Genomic DNA, 12,202 nt, shown 5'->3' with positions numbered 1-12,202 from the left:
TTCAGGGTGGACTTTGATCAAGCCGGCGCGTGATCGCGGCGGGAAATCCGCGCGGTTCGGGCTGCGGGCAGGCCGCGAAAGGAATGGGGGACGACGAGAGGCGGGAATGCCGGCCTGGGACACGTCCGACGGCGGACCTGGATCCGGGAACAGGTCGGTGGGGAATGGGCGGCGGGGAGGCGGCCATGCCGCAATGGCGCGGCCGCCTCCCCGTGTTTCACTGCGCCCAGGGCGGCGTATGGCGCGTTGCCGCGCCCAGCCGCTCGCGCAGCGCCTGGACGTCGGCCGCGCGTCCCAGGCTGTCCAGCGCTTGCAGCACGATCCAGTCGCGGCCGACCTCGAAGAAGTCGCGCAGCTGAGCCCGCGTGTCGCTGCGGCCGAAACCGTCGGTGCCCAGCGTGCGGTAGGGCGCGGGCACCCAGGCGCGGATCTGTTCGGGCACGGCGCGCACGTAGTCGCTGGCGGCGATCACGGGGGCCTGGCTGTCGCCCAGGCAGGCCCGAACCCAGTCGGCATCCGGGGCCGCCGGCAGGCCCAGCAGGCGGGCGCGCTCGGCTTCGCGGCCGTCGCGCGCCAGTTCGGAATAGCTGGTCACGCTCCAGACTTCGGCGTCCACGCCGTATTCGTCGCGCAGGCGATCGGCCGCCAGTTCGGCCTCGCGCAGCATGGGGCCCGAGCCCAGCAGGCGCACCTGGGCCTGGCCGCGCGCCGGGCGCAGCCGGTACAGGCCGCGCAGGATGCCCGCGCGCGCCGCCGGGTCCGCCGGCATGTCGGGCTGGGCCAGGTTCTCGTTGGTGACGGTCAGGTAGAAGAACTCGTCGTGTTGCTCGTCCAGCATGCGGCGCATGCCGTATTCCACGATCACGGCGACCTCGTAGGCGTAAGCCGGATCGTAGGCGCGGCAATTGGGCACGGTGGCCGCCGTCAGGTGGCTGGAGCCGTCCTGGTGCTGCAGGCCCTCGCCGCCCAGAGTGGTGCGGCCCGAGGTGGCGCCCACCAGGAAGCCGCGCGTGCGCTGGTCGGCGGCGGCCCAGATCAGGTCGCCGATGCGCTGGAAGCCAAACATCGAGTAATAGATATAGAACGGCAGCATGGGCAGGCCGTTCACCGAATAGCTGGTGCCGGCGGCGGTCCAGGACGAGATCGCGCCGGCCTCGGTGATGCCTTCCTCGAGGATCTGGCCGTCGCGCGCCTCGCGGTAATAGAGCACCGAGCCGATGTCCTCCGGCTCGTACAGCTGGCCCTGCGCCGAATAGATGCCGATCTGGCGGAACAGGTTGGCCATGCCGAAGGTGCGCGCCTCGTCGGCCACGATGGGCACGATGCGCGGGCCCACGGTCGCGTCCTTGAGCAGGGCGGTCAGCATGCGCACGATGGCCATGGTCGACGACATTTCCTTGCCGTCGGCCTCCAGCGCGAAGCGGCCCCACTGCGCGACCTCGGGCGCGGGCAGGCGCGGCGACTGCGTGTTGCGGCGGGGAATGTGGCCGCCCAGCGCCGCGCGGCGCGCCTGCAGGTGGCGGATCTCGGCGCTGTCGGGCGCCGGGCGGTAGAACTTCAGCGCCAGGCAGTCGGCGTCCGAGATCGGCAGCGCGAAGCGGTCGCGGAAGGCCAGCAGTGCCTCGTCGTCCAGCTTCTTCTGCTGGTGCGTGGTCATCTTGCCCTGGCCGGCCGTGCCCATGCCGAAGCCCTTCTTGGTCTGCGCCAGGATGACGGTGGGCTGGCCCCGGTGGCGCGCCGCGCGATGGTAGGCGGCGTGGATCTTCACCATGTCGTGGCCGCCGCGGTGCAGGCGGTCGATGGCGTCGTCGGTCCAGTCGGCCACCAGCGCCGCCAGCTCGGGATTCTGGTTGAAGAAATGCGCGCGGTTGAAGGCGCCGTCATTGGCGGCGAAGGTCTGGAACTGGCCGTCCACCGTGTTGGCGAAGGCGCGCGCCAGCGCGCCGGTGGCGTCGCGCCGCAGGAGCGCGTCCCAGTCGCTGCCCCAGACCAGCTTGATGACGTTCCAGCCGGCGCCGGCGTACAGCGTTTCCAGCTCATCGATGATGCGGCCGTTGCCGCGCACCGGGCCGTCCAGCCGTTGCAGGTTGCAGTTGACCACGAACACCAGGTTGTCGAGCTTCTCGCGCGCGGCCAGCGTCAGCGCGGCGATCGATTCGGGCTCGTCCATCTCGCCGTCGCCGAAGATGCCCCAGACCTTGCGCTCGCTGGCAGGGGCCAGCGAGCGGTGTTCCAGGTAGCGCATGAAGCGGGCCTGATAGATGGCGTTGATCGGGCCGATTCCCATCGAGCCGGTGGGAAACTGCCAGAAGTCCGGCATCAGCCACGGGTGCGGATAGGACGACAGGCCGCGCAGGCCGCGCGCCCGCGCCGTGATCTCCTGGCGGAAATGCGCCAGGTCCTCGTCGTTCAGGAAGCCTTCCAGGTAGGCGCGCGCATAGACGCCCGGCGCGGAGTGCGGTTGCATGTAGACCAGGTCGCCGGGACCGTCCGGACCCTGCGCGCGAAAGAAATGATTGAAGCCCACCTCGAACAGGTCGGCGGCCGAGGCATAGCTGGCGATGTGGCCGCCCAGCTCGCCGTGCGCCTGGTTGGCCCGCACCACCATGGCCAGCGCGTTCCAGCGATTGATGCGGGCGATGCGCTCTTCCACCGCCAGGTTGCCGGGGAAGGGCGGCTCCTGGTCGGCCGGGATGGTATTCAGATAGGCGCTGCGGGTCTGGCCGTTGGCGCGCAGCCCCAGCGACGCGGCGTGGGCCAGCAGATTCTCCAGCACGTAACCGGCGCGGCCAGGGCCGGCGCTCTGCGCCAGCGCCTGCAGGGCCTCGCGCCATTCGGCGGTTTCGGCGGGATCGGCGTCCTCGGTGGCGGCTTGCCGGAGGTCTTGCCCGGCGTTCGGATGGCTGGCGTCGCACATGGTGAAATCGTCTCCTGTTATAGCGCTCATGCTAGACCCTGGCCTCCGGTATGAGTGTCCAAATTCCCGTGCGGTATCGTAGGGATTCAGCATAATCTTCCGCGATCTTTTTCGCTGGCGGCAGTTTCTGCCGTGCAATGCGTTTGATGTCGCGCGACCACTGGGCGGACGCGGGCAGGCTAGAATTCGCGGTTTGGCAAAAAAACCAACCGGCAAACCTACAGGGCGACATGCCCCTAAGGCCGGGCGCCGCGGCGCGGACCAGAAGTCCGACACGCAGCCGCCCGGCCAGTGAAAAGGAGACTTCAATGGCTCAACCCATCAGCGTCCCGGCAGACGTGACGCTGCCGGAACTGACGTTCCGCGGCGTCCTGCTGGGCGCACTGATCACCGTCATCTTCACGGCTTCGAACGTGTTCCTCGGGCTGAAGGTCGGCCTGACCTTCTCGTCCGCCATCCCGGCGGCCGTGATCTCCATGTCCGTGCTGCGCCTGTTCAAGGACGCCAACATCCTTGAAAACAACATGGTGCAGACGCAGGCTTCGGCGGCGGGCACGCTGTCGTCCATCATCTTCATCCTGCCCGCCCTGGTCATGATGGGCTACTGGCAGGGCTTTCCGTTCTGGCAGACCCTGGGCATCTGCGCCGCCGGCGGCATGCTGGGCGTGATGTTCTCGATTCCGCTGCGCCACGTCATGGTGGTGCAGAGCGAGCTGCCCTATCCCGAGGGCGTGGCCGCGGCCGAGATTCTCCGGGTGGGCAGCGCCGAGCGCGCTCAGGAAGCGCAGGCCGACGCCGCGCCGGGCAAGGCGGCCAAGCCCGCCGCCACCGGCATGGCCGATATCGCGGCCGGCGGCGTGGTCGCCGCGGCGGTGAGCTTCGCCGCCAGCGGCCTGCGGGTGCTGGGCGAGAGCGTGAGCGGCTGGTTCGCGCTGGGCGGGGCGGTGTTCCGCCTGCCCATGGGCTTTTCGCTGGCGCTGCTGGGCGCCGGCTACCTGATCGGCATCGTGGCCGGCCTGGCCATGCTGACCGGTCTGGTGATCGCCTGGGGCATCGCCGTGCCGGTGTTGACCTCCATGGGCGACCTGCCGACCGGCAAGACGCTGGCGCAGTACGCCACCGGCATCTGGTCTTCGCAGGTGCGCTTCATCGGCGCCGGCGTGATCGGCGTGGGCGCGATCTGGACCCTGGCCACGCTGTTCATGCCGATGGCGCGCGGCGTCAAGGCCTCGTTCTCGGCCCTGAGCAAGGCGGGCAAGGCCCGCGCCGGCCAGGCGCCGCGCACCGAGCGCGACCTGTCGGCGGGCTGGATCTCCATCGTCACGCTGGTGCTGGTGGCCATCCTGGTCGTCACGTTCCAGGTCTTCCTGGCCGACGCGCCGCTGTCGGCGGCTGCCGTCTGGAAGCTGGTCGCCTACGCCGTGCTGTTCGCCTTCGTCTTCGGCTTCCTGGTGGCGGCGGCCTGCGGGTACATGGCCGGCCTGGTGGGCACGTCGTCCAGCCCGATCTCGGGCGTGGGCATCGTCGCCATCGTGCTGGTCTCGCTGCTGATGCTGGTCCTGGGCGGCGAGCTGCTGGAAGCGAAGAACGGCGTGCAGATGACCATCGCGCTGGCGATCTTCAGCACCTCGGCGGTGGTGGCGGTGGCCTCGATCGCCAACGACAACCTGCAGGACCTGAAGACCGGCTGGCTGGTGGGCGCGACACCCTGGCGCCAGCAGGTGGCGCTGCTGATCGGCTGCGTGCTCGGCGCCGCCGTGATCTCGCCGGTGCTGGAACTGCTGTATAACGCCTACGGCTTCGCCGACGCCATGCCGCGCGAAGGCATGGATCCGGGCCAGGCCCTGTCCGCGCCGCAGGCGACGCTGATGCTGGCGATCGCGCGCGGCATCTTCTCGCACCAGCTGAACTGGACCATGATCCTGATCGGCATGGCGGTGGGCGTGGGCCTGATCGCGGTCGACGCCATCATGCAGCGCACCTGCCGCGTGGCGCGCATGCCGGTGCTGGCCGTGGGCATCGGCATCTATCTGCCGCCCACCGTCGCCGCGCCGCTGGTGGCGGGCGCCTTGCTGGCCTGGGCGCTGGAGCGCGCGCTGCGCCGCCGCGCCGCGGCCGCCGGCCAGCGCTATGACGACTACGCCGACGCCGCCAACCGGCGCGGCGTGCTGATCGCCTCCGGCCTGATCGTGGGCGAGAGCTTGGTGGGTGTGCTGATGGCCGCCATCATCGGCGCCTCGGGCAGCGAAGCGCCGCTGGCCCTGGTCGGCGCGGACTTCGGCGTCACCGCCTCGTACCTGGGGCTGGCCGTGTTCGCGTTCGTGGCCGTGTTGTTCTGGCGCCGGGTGATGCGCCTGGCCTGAGCGATTCCCGGATCGGCCCGCCGTCGGCAGACCGGCGGCGGGCGGCCATCCTGATGCCGGCCCGCGATCGCGGGCCGATTTTCTTGTTCAATTCCCCGATTCGCGGGCCAGCTCGTCCAGCAGGCTGCCATAGGCCTGCACGGCCAGCTGGATGTCGTCGCTGGTGGTGGTTTCCAGCGGATTGTGGCTGATGCCGTGGTTCTGACCGCGCACGAACAGCATGGCCTGCGGCATGATTTCATGCAGCTTCATGGCGTCGTGGCCGGCGCCGCTGGCCATGCAATGCGGCGGCAGGCCCTGCGCGGCGATGGCGCGCTCCCAGCGCTGTTGCCATCGCGGATGGCTGGGCGCGGCCGAGGCGCGCATGGTTTGCTCCGTCGTCTGGCGCAGGCCACGGCGCGCGCAGATGGCGGCCAGCTCGGCCAGCACGTCGCGGGCCAGCGCGTCGCGCTGCGCATCGCTGGGCGCGCGCAGGTCCAGGCTGAACCGGCATTCCCCGGGCACCACATTGATCGAGCCGTTCGGCACCTCCAGCATGCCCACCGTGCCGACCGAGCCCGCGTCGGCGGCGGCGCGCCGCTCCACGTACAGCAACAGTTCCGCCGCGGCCGTGGCCGCGTCGCGTCGGCTGCCCATGGGCGTGGTGCCGGCGTGGCTGGCCATGCCCTGGATGCGCACGCGGTAGCGCACGCAGCCATTGATCGAGGTCACGGCGGCCAGCGGCAGGCCCAGCTCGTACAGCACCGGGCCCTGCTCGATATGCACCTCGATGAAGCCCAGGTAGCGCGCCGGATCGCGGCGCAGCCGGGGAATGTCCTCGGCCCGCAGGCCGGCGCGGCGCAGCGCCTCGCGCATGCTGATGCCGTCGGCGTCCACCTGGTCCAGCCAGGCGGGTTGGAAGTCGCCCGTCAGCGCGCCGGATCCCAGAAAGGTGGCGGGATAACGCTGACCTTCTTCTTCCGCGAAGGCGACCACCTCGATCTGGAACGGCAGCCGCCGGCCCTGGCGGCTCAGCTCGCGCACGCAGGCCATGGGCACGAAGATGCCCAGGCGGCCGTCGTACTTGCCGGCGTTGCGCACCGTGTCGTAGTGGCTGCCGGTCAACAGGATGGGGGCGTCCGCCGTGGCGGCGCGATAGCGGCCGACCACGTTGCCGACCGCGTCGATGCCGACCTCGTCGAAGCCGCCGTCGCGCATCCAGGTTTCGATCTGGCGGGCGCAGGCCCGGTGGGCATCGGTCAGGTAGGTGACGGTGAGCAGGCCGCGCTCGGCGTAGCCGGGGTCGCTGTGCGCGCTCAGTTGCTCATGCCAGTCCCAGATGTCCTCGCCCAGCGCGGGGCGGTCGCCGAAGGCGTCGCGCAGTCGCAGTTCGGCGTTGCGATGGAGCGCGATCAGCGTCTCTTGCCGTTCGATGTCGGCCGGATGGTCCAGGCGGCGCGCGAGGCTGGCGATGGCCTGGCCCGCGTCCAGTTCGCGGCCCCGTGCGTCGTGCGTCGCCAGCACGGGATCGTGGCCATGGCGCTCGCGATAGGCGCCGGCCAGTCTGGCCAGCTCGTCTCGTTCGGCGGACGTGTCGCCCTTGGGGAGCGTGCTGGCGCCGGCGTCGATCAGCGCCGCCAGCACCTCGCCGCCCGCGCCGTCGACAGCGCGGCGCAGGGCCTGCTTGAGCTGGGCCAGCGTGGCGAAGGGGCGTTCGTCCAGCGCCCGGGCCGCGATCCCGGGCGCGCCCGGGTACAGTCCGGCCAGCATGCTGGCGGCGTCGTCGGCGGTCGCGGCGTTGAGTCGGGCTAGCGTATGGGGCATGGCGCGGATCCGTGAGAGGGCAGGGGCGGGAGAGGGCCAGACACCATAGCCCGAATCCCGTCGCGGTCATATACATGAATGCATGGATTGCACCGCCGAGCCTGCTCAGCGCAGGTCGCCGCAAGGCCAGCCCAGCGCGCCGTAGCCGCCGGGCTCAGCCGTTGCGGTAGAGAAAGCTGTAGGCGTTGATCGCCGGCACCCCCCCGAGATGTGCGTACAGCACCCGCGAGCCGGCGGGAAATTCGCCGCGCCGGACCTTGTCCACCATGCCCTGCATGGATTTGCCCTCGTAGACCGGGTCCGTCATCATGCCCTCCAGCCGCGCGCACAGGCGGATGGCCTCGTTGGTCTCGGCCGAGGGCAGGCCGTAGGCCGGATAGGCGTAGCGCGTGTCCAGGGTCACGTCGGCGTCCTCGATGGCGCGGCCCAGCCCGACCATGTCGGCGGTGCGGCGCGCGATGCGCAGGATCTGCGCCCGCGTCTGGTCCGGCGTGGCCGAGGCGTCGATGCCGATCACGCGGTCGGCGCGACCGTCGTCGGCGAAGCCCACCACCATGCCGGCCTGCGTGCTGCCGGTGACGGCGCAGACCACGATGTAGTCGAACTTGAAGCCCAGTCCGGCTTCCTGGCGCCGCACTTCCTCGGCGAAGCCCACATAGCCCAGTCCGCCCAGTTCATGGTCCGACGCGCCGGCCGGAATGGCGTAGGGCTTGCCGCCACGGCGGCGCACGTCCTCCAGCGCCTCTTCCCAGCTGCGTCGGAAGCCGATGTCGAAGCCCTGGTCCACCAGCCGCACGTCGGCGCCCATCAGCCGGCTCATCATGATGTTGCCGACCCGGTCGTAGACGGCGTCCGAATAGTCCACCCAGTTTTCCTGCACCAGCACGCACTTCAGGCCCAGCTTGGCCGCCACCGCCGCGACCATGCGCGTGTGGTTGGACTGGATGCCGCCGATGGTGACGAGTGTGTCGCAGCCTTGTTCCAGCGCTTGCGGGATCAGGTATTCCAGCTTGCGCAGCTTGTTGCCGCCGAAGGCCAGGCCGCTATTGCAGTCCTCGCGCTTGGCGTAGAGCTCGACCTTGCCGCCCAGGTGGGCCGACAGCCGGTCCAGCCGTTCGATGGGCGTGTCGCCGAAGGTCAGGCGGTGGCGGGGGAAGCGTTGCAGGTCCATGGAAGCTCCTTTGGCGTTTTCGAGCCGGGCCGGAAGCGGCCGTGGCTGAAAAAAATCATAGGAATCATGGGGTTATGTGGTCAATTGCGTATTTTTGTGATTTATTGATGTTTCATTTAGGTTGATGGACTTGATAGTCCTTTGAATTTATAAAAACGATGACTCATCAAAATTAAATTTACAGGGACAGATAAGATGGCCACCCTCTCCAGCCTGGACCGGATCGACCGCCAGATCCTGCGGGTGCTGCAAAAGGACGCGCAGATCACCAACCTGGATTTGAGCGCGCGGGTGAATCTCAGCCCGGCGGCCTGCCTGCGGCGGGTGGAAAAGCTGCGCACCGAGGGCGTGATCCGCAAGACGGTGGCGCTGCTGGAGCCGGCCGCGGCGGACATGGCCACGCTGGTGATCGTGGGCGTGGTGCTGGACCGTTCCACGCCGGAGGCTTTCACCGACTTCGAGGAGGCCGCGCGCGGCATCAGCGGCTGCCTGGAGTGTCATCTGGTGGCGGGGGAGTTCGACTACTTCCTGATGCTGCGCATCCGCGACCTGGAGCGCTTCAACAAGCTGCACGCGGGCGAGATCATCAAGCTGCCCGGGGTACGGCAGATCCGCACCTTCTTCGTATTGAAGGAGATCATGTCGACCACCGAATTGCCGCTCTGAGCGCGCCTGATCCGACGCAAAAGCGCAACACTGCGCTGCTGCGAGGTCTTTCATGATGCGCCGCCGCATTTTTCGCAGACGGCATTTTGAATGCGCGTAGACGGCTCGATAGAAGGGGTTGCCAGGACATTCCCGCAGGCCGGGAAACGGCGATGGACGGCCGTTTTGCGTCACGCAATCGCAGCAAGACGCCCATAAACTCAAAGGGTTATACTCTTAATCCATACGGCTTTTAAGGGCTTGTACGCGCCTTCTGCCCCTGCTATCCGCTAACCGGGAAGCCCGTGTCGCGGAAGGTTTTTTCCTGCATCGTGTCGAGTGAAGCACTCGTAAAGGTGAAGCGATTATGTCTTCGGAAATAGAATCCCTATCCACGTCTTATCTGTTTGGGGGGAACGCCCCCTACGTTGAGGAGCTTTACGAAGCCTACCTCGACAACCCCGGTTCGGTGCCGGACAACTGGCGCGAATACTTCGACCAGCTGCAGCACGCTCCCGCCACCGACGGCCAGGAATCCACCCGCGACCAGGCCCACGCTCCCATCGTCGAATCGTTCGCTCAGCGCGCCAAGGCCAATGCCTTCGTGCAACGCGCCGCCGAACCCGACCTGAGCGTCGCCAGCAAGCAAGTCTCGGTGCAGTCCCTGATCGCCGCCTACCGTTCGCTGGGTTCGCGCTGGGCCGACCTCGATCCGCTCAAGCGCCAGGAACGTCCGCCGATCCCCGAGCTCGATCCCGCCTTCTACGGCCTGACCGAAGCCGACCTGGACCAGACCTACTCGGCCACCAACACCTACTTCACGACCGCCAGCACCATGACGCTGCGCGACATCCTGAAGGCGCTGCGCGACACGTACTGCCGCAGCATCGGTGCCGAATTCACGCATATCTCCGACCCCGCCGCCAAGCGCTGGATCCAGGAACGCCTGGAAACCACGCTAGGCGCGCCGACCTACACGGTCGAGGAAAAGCGCCACATCCTGCAGCAGCTGACCGAGTCCGAAGGCCTCGAGCGCTTCCTGCACACCAAGTACGTCGGCCAGAAGCGCTTCTCGCTGGAAGGCGGCGAGAGCTTCATCGCCTCGATGGACGAAGTGGTGAACCACGCCGGTGAGAACGGCGTGCAGGAAATCGTGGTCGGCATGGCCCACCGCGGCCGCCTGAACCTGCTCGTGAACATCATGGGCAAGATGCCCGGCGACCTGTTCGCCGAGTTCGAAGGCAAGCACGCCGAAGGCCTGACCGACGGCGACGTGAAGTACCACAACGGCTTCTCGAGCGACCTGTCCACCCGTGGCGGTCCGGTGCACCTGTCGCTGGCGTTCAACCCGTCCCACCTGGAAATCGTCAACCCCGTGGTCGAAGGCAGCGCGCGCGCTCGCCAGGAACGCCGCGGCGACGCCGAAGGCAAGCAGGTGCTGCCGGTGCTGGTGCACGGCGACGCGGCCTTCGCCGGCCAGGGCGTGGTCATGGAAACCCTGAACCTGGCCCAGACCCGCGGCTACGGCACGGGCGGCACGCTGCACATCGTCATCAACAACCAGATCGGCTTCACCACGTCCGACCCGCGCGACTCGCGTTCGACGCTGTATTGCACCGACGTGGTCAAGATGATCGAAGCCCCGGTGTTCCACGTCAACGGCGACGATCCCGAAGCCGTGGTGTTCGTCACCAAGCTGGCGCTGGACTACCGCCTGCAGTTCCGCCACGACGTCGTGGTCGACATCGTCTGCTTCCGCAAGCTGGGCCACAACGAGCAGGACACCCCCTCGCTGACGCAGCCGCTGATGTACAAGCGCATCGGCCATCACCCCGGCACGCGCAAGCTGTACGCCGACAAGCTGACCACGCAGGGCGTGCTGGCCGAAGGCGAAGCCGACCAGCTGGTCAAGGACTACCGCCAGCTGATGGAAGACGGCCAGCGCACCATCGAGCCGGTGCTGACCGACTACAAGAGCAAGTACGCCATCGACTGGTCGCCCTTCCTGGGCGCCAAGTGGACCGACCAGGCCGACACCGCCGTGCCGCTGGCTGAACTGAAGCGCATCGGCGAGCGCATCACCACGGTGCCGGAAGGCTTCACCGTGCACCCGCTGGTCGCCAAGCTGCTGAACGACCGTCGCACCATGGCCAAGGGCGAGATGAACCTGGACTGGGGCATGGGCGAGCACCTCGCCTTCGCGACCCTGGTGTCCTCGGGCTACGCCATCCGCATCACCGGCCAGGACTCGGGCCGTGGCACGTTCACGCACCGCCACGCCGTGCTGCACGACCAGAACCGCGAGCGCTGGAACGACGGCACCTACATCCCGCTGCAGAACGTCTCGGAAGGCCAGGCGCCTTTCACCGTGATCGACTCCGTGCTGTCCGAAGAGGCGGTGCTGGGCTTTGAATACGGCTACTCCAGCGCCGAGCCCAACACGCTGACCATCTGGGAAGGCCAGTTCGGCGACTTCGTCAACGGCGCCCAGGTCGTGATCGACCAGTTCATCAGCTCCGGCGAAGCCAAGTGGGGCCGCCAGTCGGGCCTGACCCTGATGCTGCCGCACGGCTACGAAGGCCAGGGTCCCGAGCACTCGTCGGGCCGCATCGAGCGCTTCCTGCAGCTGTGCGCCGACAACAACATGCAAGTGGTTCAGCCGACCTCGGCCTCGCAGATCTTCCACGTTCTGCGTCGCCAGATGATCCGCCCGTTCCGCAAGCCGCTGGTGCTGTTCACGCCCAAGTCGCTGCTGCGCAACAAGGACGCCGGCTCGCCGCTGACCGATCTGGCCGGCGGCAGCTTCCGCCCCGTGATCGGCGAAGTGGACGACACGATCGACGCCGCCAAGGTCAAGCGCGTGCTGGCCTGCTCGGGCAAGGTCTACTATGACCTGGTCAACGCCCGCCGCGAGCGTGGCGCCGACAACGTCGCCATCGTCCGTGTCGAGCAGCTGTATCCGTTCGCTCACAAGGCCTTCGAAGCCGAACTGCGCAAGTACCCCAAGGCCACGGAAGTGATCTGGGTGCAGGACGAGCCGCAGAACCAGGGCCCGTGGTTCTACATCCAGCATCACGTGTACGAGAACATGACCGAAGGCCAGAAGCTGGGCTACGCCGGTCGTGCCGCGTCGGCTTCGCCGGCCGTCGGCTACCTGGCCAAGCACCAGGAACAGCAGAAGGCCCTGATCGAGACCGCCTTCGCGCCCAAGTTCAAGGTCATGCTGACGAAGTAAGCACCAAAGCGCGCGGGGGGGCGCCGGTATCAGAAACCGCGCCCGCCCCGCCGCCCCCACACAAAAAA

At 68.1% G+C, this 12,202-nt stretch carries 6 protein-coding genes; 3 read left to right on the top strand and 3 right to left on the bottom strand.

The window, feature by feature from the left end:
* Positions 1-217: 217 nt before the first annotated feature.
* Positions 218-2,917: an alpha-ketoglutarate dehydrogenase gene (gene mdeB / locus ACEU5R_RS13880; protein WP_103273223.1), complete on the bottom strand. Its 2,700-nt coding sequence runs from the start codon at positions 2,915-2,917 to the stop codon at positions 218-220.
* A gap of 308 nt (positions 2,918-3,225) precedes the next feature.
* Between mdeB and ACEU5R_RS13875 the strand changes: the two genes are divergently transcribed.
* The gene (locus ACEU5R_RS13875) at positions 3,226-5,280 is read left to right on the top strand and encodes an OPT family oligopeptide transporter (RefSeq protein ID WP_392410575.1); all 2,055 of its coding nucleotides are present in this window, start codon (positions 3,226-3,228) and stop codon (positions 5,278-5,280) included.
* An 87-nt stretch (positions 5,281-5,367) separates the two neighbouring features.
* On the opposite strand, the gene ACEU5R_RS13870 is transcribed toward ACEU5R_RS13875, so the two are convergent.
* A complete protein-coding gene (locus ACEU5R_RS13870; protein ID WP_392410574.1) occupies positions 5,368-7,083 on the bottom strand; it encodes a hydantoinase/carbamoylase family amidase in 1,716 nt (571 codons plus the stop codon).
* A gap of 154 nt (positions 7,084-7,237) precedes the next feature.
* Positions 7,238-8,254, bottom strand: coding sequence for a 1-aminocyclopropane-1-carboxylate deaminase (locus tag ACEU5R_RS13865; protein WP_103273226.1), 1,017 nt, complete (start codon positions 8,252-8,254; stop codon positions 7,238-7,240).
* Positions 8,255-8,449: 195 nt separating this feature from the next.
* On the opposite strand from ACEU5R_RS13865, the gene ACEU5R_RS13860 reads away from it, so the two are divergent.
* Positions 8,450-8,920 (top strand): Lrp/AsnC family transcriptional regulator, encoded by a 471-nt coding sequence (locus tag ACEU5R_RS13860; RefSeq protein WP_103273227.1) that lies wholly within the window; start codon positions 8,450-8,452, stop codon positions 8,918-8,920.
* Between the two features lie 346 nt (positions 8,921-9,266).
* The gene (locus ACEU5R_RS13855) at positions 9,267-12,134 is read left to right on the top strand and encodes a 2-oxoglutarate dehydrogenase E1 component (protein ID WP_103273228.1); all 2,868 of its coding nucleotides are present in this window, start codon (positions 9,267-9,269) and stop codon (positions 12,132-12,134) included.
* Positions 12,135-12,202 lie beyond the last annotated feature (68 nt).

This window comes from Achromobacter sp. 413638 (assembly GCF_043119405.1).
In the GTDB taxonomy this organism is placed as follows: domain Bacteria; phylum Pseudomonadota; class Gammaproteobacteria; order Burkholderiales; family Burkholderiaceae_B; genus Achromobacter.
This window is presented reverse-complemented; position numbering and strand designations above follow the sequence as displayed.

Coding starts and splice junctions, on each gene's coding strand:
- ACEU5R_RS13870 (WP_392410574.1), bottom strand. CDS start 7,083: ATGCCCCATACGCTAGCCCGACTCAACGCCGCGACCGCCGACGACGCC.
- ACEU5R_RS13875 (WP_392410575.1), top strand. CDS start 3,226: ATGGCTCAACCCATCAGCGTCCCGGCAGACGTGACGCTGCCGGAACTG.
- mdeB (WP_103273223.1), bottom strand. CDS start 2,917: ATGTGCGACGCCAGCCATCCGAACGCCGGGCAAGACCTCCGGCAAGCC.
- ACEU5R_RS13860 (WP_103273227.1), top strand. CDS start 8,450: ATGGCCACCCTCTCCAGCCTGGACCGGATCGACCGCCAGATCCTGCGG.
- ACEU5R_RS13855 (WP_103273228.1), top strand. CDS start 9,267: ATGTCTTCGGAAATAGAATCCCTATCCACGTCTTATCTGTTTGGGGGG.
- ACEU5R_RS13865 (WP_103273226.1), bottom strand. CDS start 8,254: ATGGACCTGCAACGCTTCCCCCGCCACCGCCTGACCTTCGGCGACACG.